The sequence below is a fragment of the Curvibacter cyanobacteriorum genome, assembly GCF_028649475.1.
Taxonomy (GTDB): Bacteria; Pseudomonadota; Gammaproteobacteria; order Burkholderiales; family Burkholderiaceae_C; genus Curvibacter; species Curvibacter cyanobacteriorum.
In genome coordinates this window covers 487,259-508,933 of the sequence record NZ_JAQSIP010000002.1, presented here as the reverse complement: position 1 = coordinate 508,933, position 21,675 = coordinate 487,259, and the positions used below count along the sequence as shown (strand labels likewise).

18 protein-coding genes and 1 riboswitch are annotated in these 21,675 nt (G+C 69.0%); of the genes, 6 read left to right on the top strand and 12 right to left on the bottom strand.

Annotation, left to right across the window (positions count from 1 at the left end; all coding sequences use genetic code 11):
• Positions 1-84: 84 nt before the first annotated feature.
• Genes PSQ40_RS05810 through PSQ40_RS05800 form a run of 3 tightly spaced genes read left to right on the top strand, consistent with a single transcriptional unit; the run spans position 85 to position 2,583 of the window.
• Positions 85-1,113 carry a branched-chain amino acid ABC transporter permease gene (locus tag PSQ40_RS05810; RefSeq protein WP_273949594.1) on the top strand — a complete coding sequence of 343 codons (1,029 nt, stop codon included), beginning with the start codon at positions 85-87 and terminating at the stop codon, positions 1,111-1,113.
• Complete coding sequence (locus PSQ40_RS05805) at positions 1,106-1,873, top strand: ABC transporter ATP-binding protein (RefSeq protein ID WP_273949592.1); 768 nt, start codon at positions 1,106-1,108, stop codon at positions 1,871-1,873. Before PSQ40_RS05810 ends, PSQ40_RS05805 begins: the two co-directional genes overlap by 8 nt.
• Entirely contained in the window at positions 1,870-2,583 is a 714-nt protein-coding gene (locus PSQ40_RS05800; RefSeq protein WP_273949590.1) for an ABC transporter ATP-binding protein, read from the top strand. The genes PSQ40_RS05805 and PSQ40_RS05800 overlap by 4 nt, the downstream gene beginning before the upstream one ends.
• 174 nt (positions 2,584-2,757) lie before the next feature.
• Here PSQ40_RS05800 and PSQ40_RS05795 read toward each other — a convergent pair whose 3' ends face one another.
• Both PSQ40_RS05795 and PSQ40_RS05790 read right to left on the bottom strand, forming a co-directional pair.
• Complete coding sequence (locus PSQ40_RS05795) at positions 2,758-5,106, bottom strand: putative Ig domain-containing protein (protein WP_273949586.1); 2,349 nt, start codon at positions 5,104-5,106, stop codon at positions 2,758-2,760.
• Positions 5,107-5,248: 142 nt separating this feature from the next.
• A riboswitch (cyclic di-GMP riboswitch) is annotated at positions 5,249-5,336 on the bottom strand.
• A gap of 172 nt (positions 5,337-5,508) precedes the next feature.
• Positions 5,509-6,276, bottom strand: coding sequence for an IclR family transcriptional regulator domain-containing protein (locus PSQ40_RS05790; protein WP_273949585.1), 768 nt, complete (start codon positions 6,274-6,276; stop codon positions 5,509-5,511).
• Positions 6,277-6,472: 196 nt separating this feature from the next.
• Between PSQ40_RS05790 and pobA the strand changes: the two genes are divergently transcribed.
• The 3 genes from pobA (at position 6,473) to PSQ40_RS05775 (ending at position 10,110) form a co-directional block, all read left to right on the top strand.
• The gene (pobA, locus tag PSQ40_RS05785) at positions 6,473-7,651 is read left to right on the top strand and encodes a 4-hydroxybenzoate 3-monooxygenase (protein ID WP_273949582.1); all 1,179 of its coding nucleotides are present in this window, start codon (positions 6,473-6,475) and stop codon (positions 7,649-7,651) included.
• Between the two features lie 170 nt (positions 7,652-7,821).
• Positions 7,822-9,030, top strand: coding sequence for an ABC transporter substrate-binding protein (locus PSQ40_RS05780; protein WP_273949580.1), 1,209 nt, complete (start codon positions 7,822-7,824; stop codon positions 9,028-9,030).
• A gap of 189 nt (positions 9,031-9,219) precedes the next feature.
• Positions 9,220-10,110, top strand: a complete 891-nt coding sequence (locus tag PSQ40_RS05775) for a CoA transferase (protein ID WP_273949577.1) — start codon at positions 9,220-9,222, stop codon at positions 10,108-10,110.
• 112 nt (positions 10,111-10,222) lie between these two features.
• On the opposite strand, the gene PSQ40_RS05770 is transcribed toward PSQ40_RS05775, so the two are convergent.
• From PSQ40_RS05770 to PSQ40_RS05725, 10 genes are all read right to left on the bottom strand, one after another.
• Positions 10,223-11,302, bottom strand: a complete 1,080-nt coding sequence (locus PSQ40_RS05770) for a TraB/GumN family protein (RefSeq protein ID WP_273949546.1) — start codon at positions 11,300-11,302, stop codon at positions 10,223-10,225.
• Positions 11,303-11,524: 222 nt separating this feature from the next.
• A complete protein-coding gene (gene hutG / locus PSQ40_RS05765; protein ID WP_273949543.1) occupies positions 11,525-12,340 on the bottom strand; it encodes an N-formylglutamate deformylase in 816 nt (271 codons plus the stop codon).
• 69 nt (positions 12,341-12,409) lie between these two features.
• Positions 12,410-13,807, bottom strand: a complete 1,398-nt coding sequence (locus tag PSQ40_RS05760) for a formimidoylglutamate deiminase (RefSeq protein WP_273949540.1) — start codon at positions 13,805-13,807, stop codon at positions 12,410-12,412.
• Between the two features lie 36 nt (positions 13,808-13,843).
• Positions 13,844-15,085, bottom strand: coding sequence for an imidazolonepropionase (gene hutI / locus PSQ40_RS05755; protein WP_273949536.1), 1,242 nt, complete (start codon positions 15,083-15,085; stop codon positions 13,844-13,846).
• Between the two features lie 2 nt (positions 15,086-15,087).
• Positions 15,088-15,732: a HutD/Ves family protein gene (locus tag PSQ40_RS05750; RefSeq protein WP_273949533.1), complete on the bottom strand. Its 645-nt coding sequence runs from the start codon at positions 15,730-15,732 to the stop codon at positions 15,088-15,090.
• Positions 15,733-15,762: 30 nt separating this feature from the next.
• Positions 15,763-17,487 carry a urocanate hydratase gene (gene hutU / locus PSQ40_RS05745; RefSeq protein ID WP_273949530.1) on the bottom strand — a complete coding sequence of 575 codons (1,725 nt, stop codon included), beginning with the start codon at positions 17,485-17,487 and terminating at the stop codon, positions 15,763-15,765.
• 61 nt (positions 17,488-17,548) lie between these two features.
• Complete coding sequence (gene hutH / locus PSQ40_RS05740; protein WP_409338553.1) at positions 17,549-19,129, bottom strand: histidine ammonia-lyase; 1,581 nt, start codon at positions 19,127-19,129, stop codon at positions 17,549-17,551.
• Positions 19,130-19,181: 52 nt separating this feature from the next.
• Positions 19,182-19,955 (bottom strand): histidine utilization repressor, encoded by a 774-nt coding sequence (gene hutC, locus PSQ40_RS05735; protein WP_273949927.1) that lies wholly within the window; start codon positions 19,953-19,955, stop codon positions 19,182-19,184.
• A 70-nt stretch (positions 19,956-20,025) separates the two neighbouring features.
• The gene (locus PSQ40_RS05730; RefSeq protein WP_273949527.1) at positions 20,026-20,805 is read right to left on the bottom strand and encodes an ABC transporter ATP-binding protein; all 780 of its coding nucleotides are present in this window, start codon (positions 20,803-20,805) and stop codon (positions 20,026-20,028) included.
• A complete protein-coding gene (locus PSQ40_RS05725) occupies positions 20,802-21,671 on the bottom strand; it encodes an ABC transporter permease (RefSeq protein WP_273949526.1) in 870 nt (289 codons plus the stop codon). The genes PSQ40_RS05730 and PSQ40_RS05725 overlap by 4 nt, the downstream gene beginning before the upstream one ends.
• Between the last annotated feature and the right edge of the window lie 4 nt (positions 21,672-21,675).

The following is a 21,675-nucleotide window of genomic DNA, read 5'->3' as shown; positions in this document are numbered from 1 at the left end:
CGCGCTGCCCCCTCTGCCTGATCCCCGCGCACCTGCGCCCTGCCCCTGTCTGTTCTGTCGGTTCACCGGCCCGGAGTCTTGCCCATGTCTGCCCCCCGAGCGAATCTTGAAACCCTGCCACGCGGCCTGCAAATCACCCTCGGGCTGGCGGTTGTGGCGCTGGCTGCCTTCCCCAGCGTGGGCACCGACTTCTACGTGCAAATGGTCGCCCGCATGATGATCCTGGCCATCTTTGCGATGAGCCTGGACCTGCTGCAAGGCGTGACCGGCCTGGTCAGCCTGGGCCATGCAGCCTACTTTGGGCTGGCCGGTTATGCACTGGCCTTCCTGACCCCCGCAGGCGAACCCGTCAGCCTGTGGTGGACCCTGCCAGCCGCCGTGGGCGTATCGGCTTTGGCGGCGCTGGTGATCGGCTTTTTCGTGGTGCGCACCCACGGCATCTACTTCATCATGGTCACCATGGCCTTCGCGCAGATGGTGTTCTATGTGTTCTTTGACAACAAGGCCCTGGGGGGCTCGGACGGCCTGTACATCAATTTCAAGCCCGACGCGGCCCTGGGCAGCTGGCTGCCCTTCGACCTCGAGAAGAAGCAGACCTTCTACTACTTCACCCTGGTGCTGATGCTGGCGGTGTACGTCTTCCTGCGCCGCCTGCTGTGGAGCCCTTTCGGCCGCGCGCTGTCGGGCATCCGCATCAATGAACACCGCATGCGGGCGATGGGTTTCGGCACCTTCGGCTACAAGCTCGCTGCCTTCACTTTGGCCGGCGCGCTGGCGGGGCTGGCGGGCTACCTGTGGGGTGCGCAAAGCGGTTATGTGAACCCCGAGCTGATGGGCTTCCACCTCAGCGCCCACGCCATCATGATGGTCATCCTGGGTGGCATGGGCAACTTTGCCGGCGCCGTGGTCGGGGCCTTCGCTTTCGAGACCCTGCTCGACCTGTTCAAGGACCTGCCGACCCTCGGCCAGTTCAAGATGGGCAAACACTGGCAGCTGTGGATGGGCCTGTTCATCGTGGCCTTGGTGGTGTTTGCGCCGCGCGGCCTGCTGGGCCTCGTGCAAAGCCTGAACCAACGCCTGAGCAAGACCCCGTCGGAGAAGCCCCATGACTGAGAACCGCGACGCCGAAGTGCTGATGAGCGCGTGCGGCCTGACGCGCCGCTTTGGCGGCTTGGCCGCCGTCAACCAGATCGACCTGGACCTGTGGCGCAACCGCATCCACGCGGTGATTGGCCCCAACGGGGCCGGCAAGTCCACGCTGACCAACCTGCTGTCCGGCGACCTGCCCCCCAGCGAAGGCCGCATCACCCTGGGTGGCCAGGACATCACCGGCTGGTCGCCCGAGCGCTGCTCGCGCCAGGGCCTGGGCCGCAGCTACCAGAAGACCAACATCTTCGCACCCCTGACCGTGTGGGAGAACGTGCACCTGGCCGCCCAGTCCCGCACGCCCCAGGCCTGGCGCTGGTTGCGCCGGGCCGATTCGGTGGCGGTGGTCAACGAGCGCGCCGAACGCGCCCTGGAGCTGGCGGGTCTGCAAAAGCGCCGCCATGCCGTGGCCGGTGCGGCCAGCCACGGCGAGCAGCGCCAGCTGGAGATCGCCATGACCCTGGCCACCGAACCCCAGGTGCTGCTGCTCGATGAGCCGCTGGCGGGCATGGGGGTGGCCGAAGCCGAACGTATCGTCGAGCTGCTGCTGCGCCTCAAGCCCGGCCACGCGATGATGCTGGTCGAACACGACATGGACGCTGTCTTCACCCTGGCCGACCGCCTGACCGTGATGGTCAATGGCACGCGCATCGCCACCGGCACGCCGGCCGAAGTGCGCGCCGACCCGCAAGTGCAATCGGCCTACCTTGGAGCGGACGAAGAATGAGCGAACTGCTGATCCAGGCCCAGGGCCTGAACACCTACTACGGCGCCAGCCACATCCTGCGCGACCTGAGTTTTCAGGTGGCGCGCGGCGAGACCATCGGCCTGATGGGCCGCAACGGCATGGGCAAGAGCACCTTGCTCAAAAGCATCATGGGCCTGGTGCCCCCACGCAGTGGTCAGGTCCACATTTGCGGCCGCCCCATGAACGGTCGCAGCACCTACGAAGTGGCGCGCCTGGGCATCGCTTACGTGCCCGAAGGTCGGGGCATTTTTGGCAACCTCAGCGTGCGCGAAAACCTGCAGATGGCAGCGCGGGCCGGAACCCGCGGCCAGCGCGACTGGACGTACCAGCGCGTGCTCGACACCTTCCCGCGGCTGCAGGAGCGGCTGGACCACGGCGGCCAGCAACTGTCGGGGGGCGAACAACAGATGCTGACCATCGGCCGCGCCCTGATGACCAACCCCGACGTGCTGATCCTCGACGAGGCCACCGAAGGCCTGGCACCACTGATCGCACGCGAGATCTGGCGCATCTGCGGCCTGATCCGCGAAAGTGGCATCAGCAGCGTGATCGTCGACAAGAACTGGAAGCACGTCACCCAGATCAGCAACCGCAACGTCATCCTGGTCAAAGGCCAGGTGGCGTTCGAGGGCAGCTCCGAACGCCTGCGCAACGAACCCGGCCTGCTCGACCAATACCTGGGGGTTTGAGGCTTCGCACGGCTTCAACGCTTGCAAGGCCAGTGCCGCGCAGGCCTTTGTCACGCCGGGCGCCGGGGCAGTGGACCGCGGCCCCAAAAGCAAAGGCCCCGTAGGGCCTTGGCATCCATCACCAACCGCTGCCACGGGCCCCGCGCGATGGCGCCGGGCCCGTCGGGGCGCTGCTCACTTGGCGGTGATCGTCACCGGGATCGACTGGGTGGCCGTCAGGCCCCGGTTGTCGACCACCGTCACCTTGAGGGAGTAGTTGCCGGTCACCGGGCTGGGCCAATTGGCCGTGATGATCAGGCCGCTCATCGAGAAGCCCATGCCCAGCGGCACCCCCGAGATCGAGACCGAGATCCAGCTGGCCCCCGGGTCAGCGATGGTGATGGTGCCTCGCAGCGCTTTGCCCGCCACGCCCGTCATCGCGGCGGCAGTGATCACCGGGCCGTTCTTGGCGATCTTGACGACATAAACACCCTGCCCCGTCAAGCCGGTCTTGCTGTCCTTGACGGTCACGGTGACGTTGTAGCTGCCCAGCACCGGGCTGGGCCAACTGACCGTGCCCGCGCTGTTGATGGTCATGCCCGCCGGCGCCCCGGTCAGGCTGTAGGTCACCGGGTTGGCGGCGCTGTAGTTCACGTTGAAGGACAAGGCCACCCCTGGCTGACCGGTGATGGTCACGCCCCCCACGGTGGGCGGGGTCGGTGCCGCGATGGTCACGGTGTAGAGGCCCTGGCCGCTGAGGCCATTGGCGGTGTCCTTGGCGGTCACGGTCACGTTGTAGGTGCCGACCTGGGGACTGGCCCAGGTCACCACACCTGCACTGCTGATGGCCATGCCCGCGGGGGATCCCGACAGGCTGTAGGTCACCGGGTTGGAGGCCGTCACCGAGGCCGTGAAGCTCAGCGCGGTGCCACTCACCCCCTTGATGCTGGCGGCGGTCACCACCGGTGCCACGGCCGGCACCGCAGCCCCCGACAACTGCGCCAGCAGGTTGCTGCCGTTGGGCGTGCCCAGGCCCGTCATGGGGTCAAAACCGACCCGCGCCGTGCAGGTGCTGCAACTGCCGTTGCTGCCCTTGGTGATGTCGGCGAACGCGCCAGCGTAATTGCCCGGCACGGTCGAGATCTGCCCGTACAGCACCGAGTGCGGGCCCCCCAGCGGGGCTTTGGCGCTCTGGGCCCGCTGCGCATTGGCCACCGCCAGCAAACCGGCCCACTGGGGCGTGGACAAGCTGGTGCCGCCCGCGCTGACCCAGCTCACGGCGCTGCTGCCCGGCGTCATCACGGCCACGTACTGGCCCGTGCTGGGGTCGGCGTTCATGGCCACATCGGGGCCGGTGCGGCGTGCCACATTGCCCAGCCCCGGCACCGCCGTCGTTTGGTAGGCCGGCTTGGCGGTGTATCGGCTGGTGCCCCCGCCCGTGCCCGACCAGGTGACCTCCGAGCGGGCCCCGGTGCCGCTGTAGCTGAGGCTGGTGCCCCCCACCGCCAACACATTGGGCGACACCGCGGGCCACAGCACGGCCGTGCCCGAGTCCCCGGCGGCGGCCAGGTAGCTCATCTTGGGATGGGTGAAGGTGGCCTCCACCGATGCGGACCAATTGCCCTCATTGGCACCAAAGCTCATCGACACAATGCCCGGGCCCATGGCGTTGGCCAGCTTGATGCCCCCGAGCAGCTGGGTCAGGCTGGCGTCAACGGACTCGATCACCACGATGCGGGCCAACGGGGCCAGGGCATGGGCCCATTGCACGTCCAGCGCAATCTCGGTCGCCCAGCCCGCGTCATACGCGGGGGCGGTGGCGGTCATGCCGCCTGCGGCCGTGTTGTAGACCACCGACAACTCGCAGCCCGTGGCCGACGCGGCCGGCAGCGGCAGGCTGGCCGTGACCGCAATCGCCTTGGTGCTGCAGGTGGGCAGACCGAACTTCTGGTTGAAGGCATTCAGCTCGGCCGCGACGTTCGGGTTGTGCTTGGCGTCCACGATGTAGATCGTCTGGCCGGCGCCGTACTGAGCCGCCTGGGCCGCCGTCAGGGTGGCCCCCGGGGTGGGCAAGGCGGGCAGGCCGTAAGCAGCCCGGATCTGGGCCGGCGTGTAGGTGCTGACGGCCGTGCCGGCGCGGGTGACGTCCGCCGGCAGCGCCTGGCGCTTGGCGGTTTCCAACCCTTGCAAGGTCAGTTGACGTGTCGACAAGTCGGACAACTCGGCAGGCACCGCCTGCTGGCGGGGCACCATGTTGGCCGACAGGCTGTAACCACCCGCATCACGGTCGTCTGGGGTATTCAGCAGCACCGGGGCCAGGTGAAAGGCCGGCTGCGCCAACAGGGCGCCCGCTTCTTCAGAAAGGTCCTCCGCCGCCAGCGTCAAGGTGGTTGTGGTGCTGGCCACCAAAGGCTGCACACTGTCCGGGATCGAGGGGCCGTCACCGCCACCGCAAGCCAGCAGCGCCAGGGCCACGGCACTGAGCGGGAACCACCGGAGAGCAGACACGCGGGTGGAGCAAGGGCGAGGGAAATGAGGGCGCATGGCGGTTCTCCAGGTTGATCGAATTGATAAATTCGACCTGCAGCGCCGGGTGCATCGACCGGACCGGTCGAGCGCCACACAGGAGTCGCCCACAGCCCCTCAGGGCCGATGTGAAAAAAGCCAGTCGATCGACTGGCCTTTGTTCGGCAACCCCGCTGTCATACCCATTGGAGGGCGTAGACCGGTGGCTTTGCGACCCTGACTTTCGTACAGGTGTGCCTTTATCGTTACGCAACTTTACATTATCAATGCCATTTTTGCAATTTGCAAAACGCCAATATTGATAAGAACTGACAAACGGTTACCCGCGCAGCCGCGGGCCTGAAGCCGCCTGAAGCCGGAAACCGCCCCCTCACCAAGGGCCAGGATGAAAAGGGTCTGCCGCGGGCGACGCCCTGGGCCTCACAACAAGGCGCGCACCTCGCGGGCGGCCTCCATCAGCAAGGGCAACAGCCCTTGCTGCAGGGCACTGGCCTCGCGCTGCTGGGTCGAGGCCACCACGTTGAGGGCTGCCACCGTGCGCCCCTGCATGTTGCGCAGCGGCACCGCCAGCGCCAACACGCCGAGTTCGTGCTCCTCGGTCGCCAGGCAAAAATCGTCCTCCCGCACCTGCTTGAGCAAACGCCGCAGCGCGCTGGCTTGCACCGTCGTCTGGGGCGTCAGGCGCGCCAGCGTGCGGGCCTGCAACCAGGCGCTCAATTCGGCCGGGCCCATGGCCGCCAGCAGCACCCGCCCGGTCGACGTGGCATGCGCGGGCAGGCGGGCCCCCAGGTGCAGGCCGTAGGCCAGCAAGCGGGTGGGGGCACCATAGACCCCGCTGCGCGCGACGATGACCACCTCGTCGCCGTCCAGCACCACGGCCGAGAACGACTCCTGCGTCTGGGCCGCGAGGCGGTTCAAGGTCGGTTGAATCACGCGCGGCAGCCGCGCCGACGCCAGGTAACTGCCCGAGAAGCGCAACACCTTGGGCGTCAGCCAGAAATAGCTGCCGTCGCTTTCCAGGTAGCCCAGGTGGGTGAGGGTCAGCAGGTGCCGGCGTGCGGCGGCCCGCGTGATGCCGGCGCGCTGCGCGGCCAGCGTGGCATTGAGCCGCTGCCGCTCGGTGTCAAAACTCTCCAGCACCGCCAGGCCTTTGGCCATGCCTTCGATGAAATCGGCTTTTGCAATCATGGGTGGACAAGGGGACGCTGACCGCGCCCGACCCGGCTGGCCGGGCCATGCAGGGCCGGGTTGATGTACATCAATCTTGCGCGATGATCGCACAAGCGACTTGATCATCGCACAAAGGCTGAGCGTCGGGCTTTCGCTGCGGCGTGCTCGCTTCTACGCTTGCGGACGTTCCATCCCACATCCACGGAGACCCCTCATGCGCACCCAAGTCGCCATCATCGGCGCCGGCCCCTCGGGCCTGCTGCTCGGCCAACTGCTGCACAAAGCCGGCATCGACAACATCGTCATCGAGCGCCAAAGCGGCGACTACGTGCTGGGCCGCATCCGCGCCGGCGTGCTCGAACAAATCACCATGGACCTGCTGGAGCAAGCCGGCGTGGCCCAGCGCGCACACGCCGAAGGCCTGCCGCACGATGGCTTCGAACTGCTGTTCAAGGGCGAACGCCACCGCATCGACATGCACAAGCTCACGGGCGGCAAGCGCGTGATGGTTTATGGTCAGACCGAGGTGACGCGCGACCTGATGGCCGCCCGCGCGGCCGCCGGCCTGACCACCGTGTACGAAGCCAGCGACGTCAGCCTGCACGACTTCGATGGCGGCCAGCCGCGCGTGCGCTACCAGAAGGACGGGGTGACGCATGAGATCGCCTGTGACTTCATTGCCGGTTGCGACGGCTTCCACGGCGTGGCCCGTGCCAGCGTGCCAGCCTCGGCCATCGAGCTCTACGAGAAGGTCTACCCTTTCGGCTGGCTGGGCGTGCTGGCCGACGTGCCGCCGGTGTCCGAAGAACTGATTTACGCCAACACGCCGCGCGGCTTTGCGCTGTGCAGCATGCGCAGCCACACGCGCAGCCGCTACTACCTGCAGGTGCCGTCCGACCACAAGGTGGAGCAATGGACCGATGCCCTGTTCTGGGAAGAGCTGGCCCGCCGCCTCGACCCCGAAGCGCGCGAGCGCCTGGTGACCGGCCCGTCGCTGGAGATGAGCATCGCCCCGCTGCGCAGCTTTGTCGCCGAGCCGATGCGCTTTGGCAAGCTGTTCCTGGCCGGCGACGCGGCCCACATCGTGCCGCCAACCGGGGCCAAGGGCCTGAACCTCGCCGCCTCCGATGTCGGCTACCTGTCCAGCGCTTTCATTGAGCACTACCGCGAGCGCAGCCAGGCCGGCATCGACCACTACTCGGCCCGCTGCCTGAGCCGCATCTGGAAGGCCGAGCGCTTCTCCTGGTGGTTCACCTCGCTGATGCACCGCTTCCCTGAAACCGGTGAATTCGGCCAGAAGATCCAGGAAGCCGAGCTCGACTACCTGATCCACTCCGAAGCCGCCTCCACCTCGCTGGCCGAGAACTACGTCGGCCTGCCGATGAAGCTCTGAGCCAGGGCCCCGCGTGGGCGGGGCCCCGTGCCCCCGCCACGCCCCAAGGCTCCCCCGGTCGCAGCACCGTGGGCCCCGGGACAGGGTGTTGCGTTCAGGTCAATCGCCGCGGCAAACCGCCCCGGTCTGCCGCTATAGTTCGCAGCAAACACTGAGAACGGAGACAGACCATGCGCAAGTGCCCGGCACCCTGGGGCCTGTTTGCACGCCGCCCAGCCCTGCACGACGCCGCCCCCCGGCGCCAGGGCCTGAAGGGCCTGGTGGGTTGGAGCCTGTGGCTGGCCCTGGCGGGCAGCATGCCCGCCACAGCCTGGGCCGCCGACGACTGGGTGGTGGGCCAGATCGGCCCCTTCACGGGCCTGCCCTCCCCCGACGCCCCCGACATCCAGGCCGGCGCCAAAGCCTATTTCGACCAGGTCAACAAAGCCGGTGGCGTGCAAGGTCGGCGCATCAGCCTGTTCACGCTGGACGACCAGTTCAACGCCGACGGCTTCAAGGCCGCACTGCCCAAGGCGCTGGAGAACCGCCCTATTGCGCTGATCAGCCCGGTGGGCTCGGCCGCGCTGAGCACGCTGATCAAAGAACGCTTGCTCGACAACGCCAACCTGGTGGTCATCAATGCCGTGCCCGGTGCCGACTCGCTGCGCAACCCGGGTCACCCCAAGCTGTTCCACATCCGCGCCAGCGACCGGCAGCAGTACGCCCGCATGCTCGAACACGGCCGCACCCTGGGCATGAGCACCGTGCAGGTGCTGTACCAGGAGTTGCCGATCGGCCAGCAGGGCCTGGCAGCCCTCAAAGAAATGGCCCCGGGCTACGGCTACACCCGGGTCGAGGGCACGCAGTCCAAACACGACGATGCCCAGTTGACCGTCGCCGCCAAAGAGGTGCGCGCGGCCGACGCGCAGTCGGTCATCGTGATCGGCTCGCCCAAGTTCATGGCCGACGCCATCAAGCAACTGCGCGACGCGGGTTACAGCCGCTCGGTCATGGCGCTGTCCTACCTGTCGGCTCCGCTGCTGGTCAAGGTGGCTGGTGAGGCTGCGGCCCGTGGCGTTGGCATCGCCCAGACTTACCCCAACCCGAACGGGCGCGGGCTGCCGCTACAGGCGGATTTCCAGGCCACCATGGCGCGCCACGCGCCCGAGATCAAGACCTACACGGCTTTCCACCTCGAGGGCTACCTCAGCGCCCGCGTGCTGGTGGAGGCGCTGCGCCGCAGCCGCGGCAACGCCAGCCCCGAGGCCCTGATGGACGCGCTGCGCAGTGCCGGGGACCAGGACTTTGGCGGCTTCCGCGTGAACTTCAGCAAAGGCAACTCAGGCAGCCAGTGGGTGGACATGAGCGTGGTCGACGCCACCGGCAAGCTGCGCTACTGAGCGCCGACGCCCCGGCCTGCCCCGTGATCCGCCTGCCCCGTGATCCGCCTGCCCCGTGATCCGCCTGCCTCGTGACCCGCCTGCCGCCAGGCCTGCCCGCTCGGGCCCGGTCCGGATGCACCGGCTTCTTTTTCAGACCCGGCCCGCGCTGCCCCGGATCAGCGCGACGGCCGCCCAGGAGACAACGCCATGACCGCCACCGCGACCCACACCACCTTGCAGGGCACCCGCGTGCTCAGCCTGGCCCTCAACCTGCCCGGCCCCGCCGCCCTGATGCGCTGCCAGCGCCTGGGCGCCGAGTGCGTCAAGCTCGAGCCCCTGCCGCGCCACGGCGTGTCGGCCGACCCCATGGGCGCCTACAACCCCGAGGCCTACGCGGTGATGCACAGCGGCGTGCGGGTGGTCCATGCCGACCTCAAAAGCGCCGAAGGCCAAGCCCTGCTGCACACCGAACTGGCCCAGACCGATGTGCTGATCACCTCGTTCCGCCCCTCGGCCTTGCGCAAGCTCGGCCTCGACTGGGCCACGCTGTCGGCACGCCACCCGCGCCTGTCCCTGGTCGAGATCGTCGGTGCGCCGGGTGATCGGGCCGAGGAACCCGGCCACGACCTCACCTACCTGGCCGAAGCCGGCCTGGTGCCCGACCTCCACCTGCCCGCCACCCTGTTTGCCGACATGGCTGGCGCACTGCAGGCCAGCGAGGCGGTGTTGCAATGCCTGCTGGAGCGGGCCCGCAGCGGGGTCGGTGCCCGGCGTGAAATTGCGCTCAGTGAGGCCGCGCGCTGGTTGGCCTTGCCGCGCCACTGGGGCCTGACCCGCCCCGAGGGCGCGGTGGGGGGCGCCCACGCGGGCTACCGGGTTTACCGGTGTCGGGATGGGCGCGTTGCCCTGGCGGCCCTGGAGCCGCATTTTGCAGCGGCCCTGTGCCAGCAGGCCGGCATCGCCATCACGGGCCCGGAGACCCTGTTCTCGGCCGCCACACACGACGCGGTGGCCCAGTTCCTGGCAGGCCAAACCTGCGCCGCACTGGACACCCTGGCCCAGCAGCACGACGTGCCGCTGTACACCCTGGCCGATTGAGCGCGGGGCCCCGGCCCCACAGGTGTGGGTGAGGTACGGGTGTGGCACGGGTGTGGCACGGGTGAGGCGAGGATGAGGCGCGGCCAGGGCGGATCGGCTCAGGCCTGACGCTTCAGCGCAGGCGCTCGACGCGGAAGCCGCGTTGCTCCAGCAGCGTGGGCAGGCCCGTTGGCCCCACCATGTGCAGCGAGCCCACCGCGCCGAACACGCGCAGGCCCTCGGCGTGCAGCGCTTCGAAGCGGTCGGCCAGGCCCGGGTTGCGGTCGTCCATGAGCTTCTTGAGCTGGCTGCGGTCCAGCGGGGTCTTGAGGCATTCACACCAGTCGGCGTAGCGCTCCAGGGTCTGCAGGTCGCCCTGCTCCCACAACTGGGCCAGGCGGGCCAACATGCGGCGCGACTGGCCTTGTTCCAGCTCGTCCAGCGTGCGGCCCACCAGGGTGTTGGCGTCGGCGTCGTTGGGCGCGAGCAGCGCGCTCATTTGACCCGCAGCCGACTCCAGCGAGACCAGCGGGCGTTCACCGCGGCGGGCCAGCACGGCCAGCATGATTTCGGTGCCAAAGCTGGGCTGCAGGCCATCGCGGCGGCCCGACAGGAAGGTCAGCGTCAGCGCCTGCACCTCGGGCGGGGCCGTGCCCAGCGCCGCTGCGGGCAGGCACTCGGCCTGCCAGCGTTGTTGCAAGCGGGTCTGCAGGGCCGGCGACAGCTTGCGCTGCACCCCCTGGGTGATCGAGGCCAGCTCGCGCTGCAGGTCGGGATCGAAGGGGTTGAGCTCGAGCCCGGTCACATCGGTTTGTGCCAGGGCCTCGCTGATCAGGGGCCCCGGGGCCATCCACTCGGCCTTGCCCGCGTGGAAGGTGCCGTAGAGGTAGGAGCTGCGCTCGTCGCGCGTGACTTTCCACAAAAAGCCACGGTCGGTGGCCTTCTGGGCGGCTTGCTGGAACAGCTCGGCGGACAGGGGCGGCGAGTTGGGCGGGCAAGTATTGGCCCGTGCGGGGCTGCTGGTGGCCGCCGCCGCCGTCGCGGTGGCAGCTGCGGCCGCGGCCGGCGCGGCCTTGCTCGACTTGTGGGGGGTTTTGGCAGCCCAGGCTGTGCCTGCCAGGAGGCACAAGCCGGTCAGCGCCAGCGGGCGGGCCCAGCGCTGCCAGGTGGACAAGGGAGCGCGTGCGCTCAGGTAGGACAGGTGTTTCGTCATGGCCGGCATGTTGCCACGGCTCGGGCCTGGTGCCCGCGAAGTCCCCGACTTTACCGGGCCGATACGGTGCGAAATGCCCGCAAGCTCGGCCCACGACAACCGTCAACCCAGCCCACCCACCCGGTCCGCCCGCGCGCCGACCAAGTCACCCAGGCGCGGGCCGCCCCACCCGCGGTGCCCGCGGTGCCCGCGGGGCTAGGCCGGGCCACGTCGGGACCGGGCTCAGGCCGCGCGGCCAAAGGCCAGCATCGTCTCGATCAGCTGCTGCAAGGTGGGCTGGATCTGGGCCGCCAGGTCGGGGCGGTAGGCAAACGGCATGGCCTCGTCCATGTAGCTGCTTTGGGTCATCTCCAGCTGCACCGCGTGAAAGCCCTGCGCCGGTCGACCGTAATGCCGCGTGATGTGGCCCCCCTTGAACCGCCCATTGAGCACCGCGGTGTGACCCGGTGCACCCTGGGCCACCGCGAGCAGGCGTTGCGCCAGCGCGGGGTCGCAGCTGGCGCCGTCGGCGGTGCCCAGGTTGAGGTCGGGCAGCTTGCCCTCAAAGAACCGCGGCAGGACGGAGCGGATCGAGTGCGCGTCCCACAACAGCGCCACGCCGTGTTCGGCGCGCAGGCGCTGCAGCTCGGCCTCGAGTTGCGCGTGGTAGGGCAGCCAGACCTGCTCGCGGCGCTGGGCCACCTCGGCCGCGTCGGGCGCCTCACCGCGGGTGTAAAGCGGGGTGTCGTCAAAGGTGTCGATCGGGCACAGGCCGGTGACGCTCTGCCCCGGGTACAGGCTGGCGCCATCGGGCGGGCGGTTCAGGTCGATCACATAGCGCGAGTGGGTGGCCACCAGCATGGACGCGCCCAAAGTGTCGGCAAAGGCATAGAGCTGCTCGAGGTGCCAGTCGGTGTCGTGCACCTCGACGCCCGCGCGGCTCAGCCGGCTGGCCACGCACTCGGGCACATGGGCGCCGACATGGGGGAAAGAGATCAGCAGCGGCGTGCGGCCGCGGCGAAAACGGAACGGGGCTTCGGTGGTGTGGAAATGGGCCATGGCAAACAGGGTTCAAGCGTCGATCAGAACAAGGGCAATCCAAACAAGGTCAGGGTAGCGCGGAGGCGGTCACACCGCTGCCAGCAAGGCACTGCGCGCCTGCACAAAGGCGGGTGCCGCGGCCTCGTGCAAGGCATGGCGACCCTGCTGCACACGCAGCACCCCGCCGGTCATCACCTGGGCGATGGCCGAACTGCGGTGGCTGCCAAACACATGGGCCGACAACATGTCCTGCGCCGACAGGCCGGCCAGGGCCAGGTGCTGCGGGTCCAGCACCACGAGGTCAGCACGCTGCCCCACGGCCAGGCCCGCCACGGGCCGGGCACTGGCCTGGGCGCCCCCCGCCACGGCCTGCAGGGTGATGGCAGTGGCCACATGGGGTTGGTCGGGGGCACTCAGCACATTGCGCTGGCGGCGTTGCAAGCGCTGGCCGTATTCGAGCAGCATCATCTCCTCGGCCGCGTTGACGCAGGCATGGCTGTCCGAACCCAGGCCCCAGCGGCCACCGGCCTCGGTCCACAGGGGCAGGTCGAACAGGCCATCGCCCAGGTTGGCTTCGGTGCTGGGGCACAGGCCGGCCACGGCGCCCCGGGCGGCGGCGCGGCGGTACTCGCCTTCGTTCATGTGGGTGGCGTGCACCAGACACCAGCGGCCGTCCACCGGGGCATGGTCGAGCAGCCATTGCACCGGGCGTTGCCCGGTCCAAAGCAGGCAGTCGTCCACTTCCTGGGTCTGCTCCGCGATGTGGAGGTGGATCGGCGCTGACGGGTCCAGCGCGGTCAGGCCGGCCACGGCGTCGCGCAGGCTGTCGGGGGGCACGGCGCGCAGCGAATGGGGCGCCAGGCCCAGCCGGGCCCCCTGGGCCGTGGCGTCGGGGGCCAGGTCCTGCAGCAGGCGCAACAGGGCGTCGGTGGCATTCAAGAAGCGGCGCTGCCCTGCGTGCGGGGCCTGCTGGCCAAAGCCGCCGGTCTGGTACAGCACCGGCAGCAGGGTCAGGCCCAGGCCCACGCGCTGGGCCGCGCGCAGCAGGCAGCGCGACAGCGTGCCGGCGTCGGCATAGGGCTGGCCGTCGCTTTGGTGGTGCACGTAATGGAACTCACACACCGAGGTGTAGCCCGCCTCCAGCATCTCCAGGTAGAGCCAGGTGGCAATCGCCTCCAGCCGCTCGGGCGTCAGGTGGCCGGCAAAGCGGTACATCAGGGTGCGCCAACTCCAGAAGCTGTCGCTCTGACCCGCCTGCGCACTGCGGTACTCGGTGAGACCGGCAAAGGCGCGCTGGAAAGCGTGCGAATGCAGGTTGGGCAGGCCCGGCAGCACCGGGCCAGCCGCCCGGGCCACGCCGGGCGGGGGCGTGGTGCCGGCTTGCACCTGGGTCCACTGGCCCTGGGCGTCCCAGGCCAGCCACACGTTCTGCGCCCAGCCGGTGGGCAGCAGGGCGTGTTCAGCAAACAATTGACGAGCACTCATGAGTGAAGTCCAAGCATCCAAAGTGGTCGATTCCAATCAGCCGCCGCAGGCGCGCTGCACGATGCGGCCCTGGCGCACCACCGTGGGCTGGGCCCGCTGCCCGACCCAGTAGGCCAGTTCGGCCGGGTCTTGCACCGGCCAGAACACCAGGTTGGCCGGTCGGCCCGGGCCGACCACGCCGTGTGTGGCCTGCAGGCCCAGCGCTTGCGCCGCGTGGCGGGTCACCCCGGCCAAAGCCTCGGGCACGGTGAGGCGGAACAGCGTGCACGCCATGTTGACCATCAGCAGCAGGCTCAGCACGGGCGAGGTGCCCGGGTTGTGGTCGGTCGACACGGCCATCGCCACCCCGGCGGCGCGCAGCCCGGCGATCGGGGGCAAGTGGGTGTCGCGCAGGCTGTAGTAAGCGCCCGGCAGCAGCACCGCCACGCTGCCCGCGGCGCGCATGGCCTCGATGCCCTCGGGCGACAGGTGCTCGATGTGGTCACACGACAAGGCGCCATAGCGCGCCGCCAGCGCGGCCCCGCCCATGTCCGACAGCTGCTCGGCGTGCAGCTTGACCGGCAGGCCCAGGGCCTGCGCGGCCTGGAACACCTGCTCGGTCTCGGCGAGCGAAAACGCAATGTGCTCGCAGAACACGTCCACCGCGTCGACCAGGCCCTCGGCGGCCAGCGCGGGCAGCATCTCGTGGCACACCAGATCGATGTAGTCGCCGCTGCGGCCCGCGTACTCGGGCGGCAAGGCGTGCGCGCCCAGGAAGGTGCTGCGCACGGTCAGCCCGTGCAGCTCGGCCAGGCGACGTGCCACGCGCAACTGCTTGCGTTCGTGCGCCAGGCTCAGGCCGTAGCCGGACTTGATCTCGATCGCACACACCCCCTCGGCCAACAGGCTTTGCAGGCGCGCACTGGCGCTGGCCAGCAAGGCGTCCTCAGACGCCTCCCGGGTGGCGCGCACGCTGGAGACGATGCCGCCCCCGGCACGCGCCACGTCCTCGTAGCTGGCCCCCGCCAGGCGCAGTGCAAATTCGTTGGCCCGCTGGCCGCCGTAGACCAGGTGGGTGTGGCAGTCGATCAGGCCGGGGGTCAACCAGGCGCCGCGGGCGTCGTGGCGCACCGCATCGGCGGGCACTGGGGCAGTGTCCTCGCGCCCCACCCACTGCACCTGGCCGCCTTGCACCCACAGCGCGTTGCTGTCGGCGGGCACCCCCTCGGCCAGGCCACCGGGCCAGCCCTGCCAGTGGACCCAGAGGCCGTCCGCCCCGGGCGCTTGTGCATGCGTCATGGTCACTCCTTGAGTTCATTCGAGACGCTGTGGGGCTCGACGGCCACCCACAGCAACACCGCGTCGGGCGCCTCGGCCCGCAGCGCCGGCGTCGCAGGCACCGGCCCAGCCCCCGGCACGCCAGCCCACCACAGGCCCTGGCCCTCGCTCAGGCGCCGCGGGGCCGGCCCCACCAGCGACCAGGCGCCTTGCAGCACCATGCACAGGCCGGCGGGCGGGCTGCCCAGCGGCAGCGCCGGGCCGGCCGCGGGGGCCCGCAGCACCTGCACCGAGGCCCGGCAGACGCCGCGCCGTGTCATCACATTGAAATCATCGCAGGGCCCGCCCAGCAGTCGGCTGTGGATGGGTGCTTCGCCCGCGAAGGCAAAGGGCCGCCAAGGCGTGTCGAGGCCATGCGACACGTGGCCATCGGCTGAATCAAGTTGCACGCCGGCGCCGTCGAGCAGGGTGATCACGCGGTCCACGCCCGGGAACGCCGAAAACGGCCCATCGCTGGCGATGTGGGCAATGCTCACCCGCCAGTCAAAACCCGTCAGGTCGGCCCCGGGCGGCTGGCAGACGATCTCGCGGGTCACCCCGCCCCCGTTCTTCCAGGGGGTGGCCACCAACGTGCGGCGGTCGAAGAAGTGCCACTCAGCGAACGTCATCGGGGTCTGCTGCGGTGCCGGCGGCACGGCTCAGCCCTTCAGCATCGGCAGGTTCAGGCCATGGCGCTGTGCGCAGGCCTGGGCGCTCTCGTAGCCGGCATCGGCGTGGCGCATGACCCCGGTGGCGGGGTCGTTCCACAGCACACGGGCCAGGCGCTGGGCGGCGGCCTCGGTGCCGTCGGCCACGATGACCACCCCCGAGTGCTGCGAATACCCCATGCCCACGCCACCGCCGTGGTGCAGGCTGACCCAGGTGGCGCCGCCCGCGGTGTTGAGCAGGGCATTGAGCAGCGGCCAGTCGCTGACGGCGTCGGTGCCGTCCTTCATGGACTCGGTTTCGCGGTTCGGGCTGGCCACCGAGCCGGTGTCCAGGTGGTCGCGGCCGATCACGATGGGGGCCTTGAGTTCGCCGTTCTTGACCATCTCATTGAAGGCCAGCGCAGCCTTGTGACGCTCGCCCAGGCCCAGCCAGCAGATGCGCGCCGGCAGGCCCTGGAAGGCGATGCGCTCGCGCGCCATGTCGAGCCAGCGGTGCACGTGGGTGTTCTCGGGGAACAGCTCCTTGATCTTGGCGTCGGTCTTGTAGATGTCTTCCGGGTCACCCGACAGGGCCACCCAGCGGAACGGGCCCTTGCCTTCGCAGAACAAGGGGCGGATGTAGGCCGGCACAAAGCCCGGGAAGTCAAACGCGTTCTTCACGCCCTCGTCGAACGCCACCTGGCGGATGTTGTTGCCATAGTCGACCACCGGCACGCCCAGGGCCTGGAAGTCCAGCATCGCCTGCACATGCAGGGCGCAGGACTGGGCCGCGGCCTTCTTGAGCGCCGGGTGCTGGCTTTCGTCTTGTTGCGCGGCACGCCATTGGGCCACGCTCCAGCCCGCGGGCAGGTAGCCGTTGACCAGGTCGTGGGCCGAGGTCTGGTCGGTCACCAGGTCGGGTCGGGGGCCGCCGGCGCGGGCGCGGCGCACCAGTTCGGGCAGCAGCTCGGCCGCGTTGCCGAGCAGGCCGATCGACACCGCCTTGCCGGCCGCCGTGTACTCGGCCACCAGGGCCAGGGCGTGGTCCAGGTCACGGGCTTGTTCATCGATGTAGCGGGTGCGCAGGCGGAAATCGAGGCTGCTTTGCTGGCACTCGATGTTCAGCGACACCGCGCCCGCAAACGTGGCGGCCAGGGGCTGGGCACCGCCCATGCCGCCCAGACCCGCGGTCAGGATCCACTTGCCCTGCAGGCTGCCACCGTGGTGCTGGCGGCCGGCTTCCATGAAGGTCTCGTAAGTGCCCTGCACGATGCCCTGGGTGCCGATGTAGATCCAGCTGCCGGCCGTCATCTGGCCGTACATGAACAGGCCCTGGCGGTCGAGTTCGCTGAAGTGCTCCCAGGTGGCCCACTTGGGCACCAGGTTGGAATTGGCGATCAGCACCCGCGGGGCGTTCTCGTGGGTCTTGAAAACGCCCACGGGCTTGCCCGACTGGATCAGCAGGGACTCATCGTCCTCCAGTTGGCGCAGCGACTCCAGGATGGCGTCGTAGCAGGCCCAGTTGCGCGCGGCGCGGCCAATGCCGCCGTAGACCACCAGGTCCTGCGGGCGCTCGGCCACCTCGGCGTCGAGGTTGTTTTGCAGCATGCGGTAGGCGGCTTCGCTGAGCCAGCTCTTGCAGGTCTTCTCGGCGCCGCGCGGGGCGCGGATCACGCGGCTGGCGTCATGGCGCGGGTCGGCCGGGGTGGCGGTGATGAAAGAATCGTTGGCGTTCATGGTCAACACTCCTGAGGTCGGGGGATGAAGGCAGCAGAAAGGGACAAAAAACAGGGTCGGCTCAGGCGGCCGAGGCAAAACTGGGCAGGGCCGCGGTCAGGCAACGGGGCCAATCGCTTTGGCGGGCCCACAGGCGCATGGCCTCGATGTCGGGTGCCAGGTAGCGGTCCTGCGCCAAAAAGGCGACGCGCTGGCGGATGCCGGCGAGCAGGCCCTCGACGGCGGCCGAGCTCTTGAGCGGGCGCTGAAACTCCAGGCCCTGGGCCGCGGCCATGGCCTCGATGCCCACCACCACGGCGGTGTTGTTGACCATGTCGGTCAGGCGGCGCGCGCCGAAAGTGGCCATGGACACATGGTCTTCCTGGTTGGCCGAGGTGGGCAGGCTGTCCACGCTGGCCGGGTGCGCCAGCGACTTGTTCTCCGAGGCCAGCGCCGCGGCCGTCACCTGGGCGATCATGAAACCCGAATTGACGCCACTGTCCTGGATCAAGAAGGCTGGCAGGCCCGACAGCCCCGTGTCCAGCAGCAAGGCCATGCGGCGCTCCGAAATCGCGCCCACCTCGGACACCGCCAGCGCAATGATGTCGGCGGCAAACGCCACCGGCTCGGCATGGAAGTTGCCGCCCGAGATCACGTCGCCGTTGTCGAACACCAGGGGGTTGTCCGAGGCGGCATTGGCCTCGATCACCAGCACGCGCGCGGCGTGTTGCAGGTTGTCCAGGCAGGCGCCCATGACCTGGGGCACGCAGCGGATCGAGTACGGGTCCTGCACGCGACCGCAGTGCTCGTGCGAGTGCACGATGTCACTGCCCGCCAGCAACTCGCGCAGCGCCGCCGCCACCGCGATCTGGCCAGCTTGGCCACGCGCGGCGTGGATGCGCTCATCGAGCGGCTTGACCGAGCCCTTGATGGCCTCGAGCGACAGCGCGCCAGCGGCCAGGCCCGCGGCAAACACCTCTTCCGCGCCAAACAGGCCGGTCAGCGCCAGCGCGGTCGACACCTGGGTGCCGTTGAGCAAGGCCAGGCCTTCCTTGGGCCCTAGCACAAAGGGGCTCAGGCCGATGCGCGCCAGCGCCTCGGTGCCCCCCAGGCGGCCGCCCTCGGGGGTCATGACCTCGCCCTCGCCGATCAGCACGCAAGCCAGGTGGGCCAGCGGCGCCAGGTCGCCCGAGGCACCGACCGAGCCCTTGGCCGGGATGACCGGCAGCAGATCGGCATTGGCCAGCGCCAGCAAGGCGTCGATCAGCTCGGGCCGCACGCCCGAATGACCACGCGCCAGGCTCACCGCCTTGGACGCCAGCACCAGGCGCACCACCGGTGCGGGCAGCGCCTCGCCTGTGCCCACGCTGTGCGACAGCACCAGGTTGCGCTGCAACTCGGCCAGGCGCTCGTGCGCGATGCGGGTGCTGGCCAGCTTGCCAAAGCCGGTGTTGATGCCATAGACCACCCGGTCCTCATCGACGATGCGCTGGATGCTGGCCTGGGCCGCCAGGATGGCCTCGCGCGCCGAGCCGTGCAGGGCCAGGGTCACCCCACCGGCCTGGATCTGGCGCCACTGCGCCAGGCTGACCTGGCCCGGCTGCAACACCAGGGTGGCGCAGGTGGCGGGGTTGTGAAGGCTTGTTGATGTCATGTTGACCATCCTGTCTATACAAGTTAACGCAAAACAAAATCAGGGGCTGAACACCCGGTGTTCAGCCAAAAACCGGGTTGCCGTCGGCGCGAAAACGGCTGCCCAGCCGGTAGCGCGACGCCGGATGCAAACAGCGCACCACGGTCACCGGCACGCCACGCGTCCAGGTGCGCCGCGTCAGCAGCAGGCAGGGTTGCTGCACCTGCATGGCCAATTGCTCGGCCTGCTCGGCGCTGGGCAGCACGGCGTCGACCACATGCTCCACCTGGTCGAAGGGCACGTTGCGCACCAGGTACTCGGACGGCTGCATCTGGGTGAAGTCCTGGGCGCCAAAGTCGGGCACCACACGCGGGTTGACGTAGCGGTCCTCCAATTGCACCGGCACCCCGTCCTCGAGGTGCACGCAGACCGAATGGAACACCGAATCGCCCAGGCGCAAATCCAGCGCAGCAGCCACTTCCATCGAGGCCGAAATGCGCTCCACCGTCAGCACCTCGCAGCGGTAATCGTGGCCGCGCTGGCGGATCTCGCTGGCCAGGTTGGCGATCTGCAGCAGCGTGGATTGCGGCTTTTCTTCGGCCACAAAGCTGCCCACACCGGCCACCCGCACGATGCGCCCCTGCTCGCTGAGCTCGCGCAGCGCGCGGTTGACGGTCATGCGCGAGATGCCAAACTGCGCCACCAGCTCGTGCTCGGACGGCAGGCGGTGGCCGGCCGGCCAGGAGCCGTCCTGGATCTTGCGCGAGATGTGGTCCTTGATCTGCTGGTACAGGGCCAGCGCCGGGGCCGGCGCGGCGGCGCTCACCGAGGCCACGGTCGAACTGACCGAGGGCATTTGGGAGGCGGCTTTGCGGCGGCTGGCAGGGGTAGGCGACATGGGGCGCAATGGTAACGAGGTGGGCCGCTCAGTGGGTGGCGGCGGCCATGGACTCGGCGCGGATCTCTTCGGTCAAGCGCGCCTTCAGGTCCATGAACTCGGGGCTGGTCTTGATCGTGTAGTGGCGCGGGTGCGGCAAATCCACCGCCAGCTCGGTCTTGATGCGACCGGGCCGGGCACTGAACACCGCCACGCGGTTGGCCATGAAGATGGCCTCGTCGATGTCGTGGGTGACAAACAGCACCGTCTTGCGCGAGGCCTCCCAGATGCCCAGCAGCAGCTCCTGCATCAGCACCCGGGTCTGGTTGTCGAGCGCCCCAAAGGGCTCGTCAAGCAACAGGATCTTGGGGTCGTTGGCCAGCGCGCGGGCAATCGCCGTGCGCTGCTGCATGCCGCCCGAGAGCTGCTTGGGAAAGTGGTGCTCGAAGCCACGCAGGCCGACGCGGGCGATGAAGAAGTCGCTGCGCTCTTTTTGCTGCGCCTCGCTCAGGCCCCGCTCGCGCAGGCCAAAGCGCACGTTCTGCTCGATGGTCAACCACGGGAACAGGGTGTAGCTCTGAAACACCATGCCGCGGTCGGCCCCCGGGCCCTGAACGGGCTGGCCGTCCAGCAGCACACGGCCGCTGGTGGGGTGGTCCAGGCCGGCCACGATGCGCAGCAAGGTGCTCTTGCCACAGCCCGAGGGGCCGAGGATGGTGACAAAGTCGTTGTCCCGCACCTCGAAGTCCACCGGCAGCAAGGCCTGGGTCTTCTGACCCCGGTTCGACTCGAAAGTGCGTGACACGCCCTGGATGGACAGCTGGCTCATTTGAAAAAGCTCCACACGAACAGGCGCCGGTTCAGGGCCTTGAAAGCGAAGTCCGACACCAGCCCGATCAGGCCGATGACGATGATGCCGAAGATGATCTGGCCGGTGTTCAACAGCGCCTGGCTGTCGGTGATCATGTGGCCGATGCCCGAGGACGAGCCAATCAGCTCGGCCACGATCACATAGGTCCAGGCCCAGCCCAGCACCAGGCGCAGGGTCTCGGCGATCTCGGGCGCAGCGCCCGGGATCAGCACGCGGCGCACCACGCCCTGGCCACTGGCGCCCAGGGTGTAGGCGGCCTCGACCAGGTCCTTGCGAGCCCCCCCGACGGTGACCGCGACCATCAGCACGATCTGGAAGAACGAACCAATGAAGATCACCAGCACCTTCTGCAACTCGCCGATGCCGGCCCACAGGATCAGCAGCGGGATGAAGGCCGACGCGGGAAGGTAGCGGCAAAACGAGACAAAGGGCTCAAAGAACGCCTCCACCCCTTTGTAGGCCCCCATCGCGATGCCCAGCGGGACGGCCAGCACCGAAGCCAGCACGAAGCCCCCGAGGACGCGCCACACCGTCATGCCGATGTCCTTGTGGAAACCGTACTCGGTGAACAGCAGCCACGCCTCCTGGGCCATCGTGACCGGGCTGGCCAAGAAGGTGGGCGACACATAGCCGCCGAGGGTGAAGCCGGCCCAAACGGCCACAAACAGCACGAAAAAACCCAAGCCCAGCGCCCAGCGCGCGCGCGGGCTCACGGGCTCCAGCGGCCGCCAGCCCGAGCGGGCGGCCGGTGCCGGACTTTGCAGGCTCGGTGGTTGCGCCGTGGGCAAGGACGCGCCGGCAGAGGATGCAGTCGGAGCGGCCATGGGT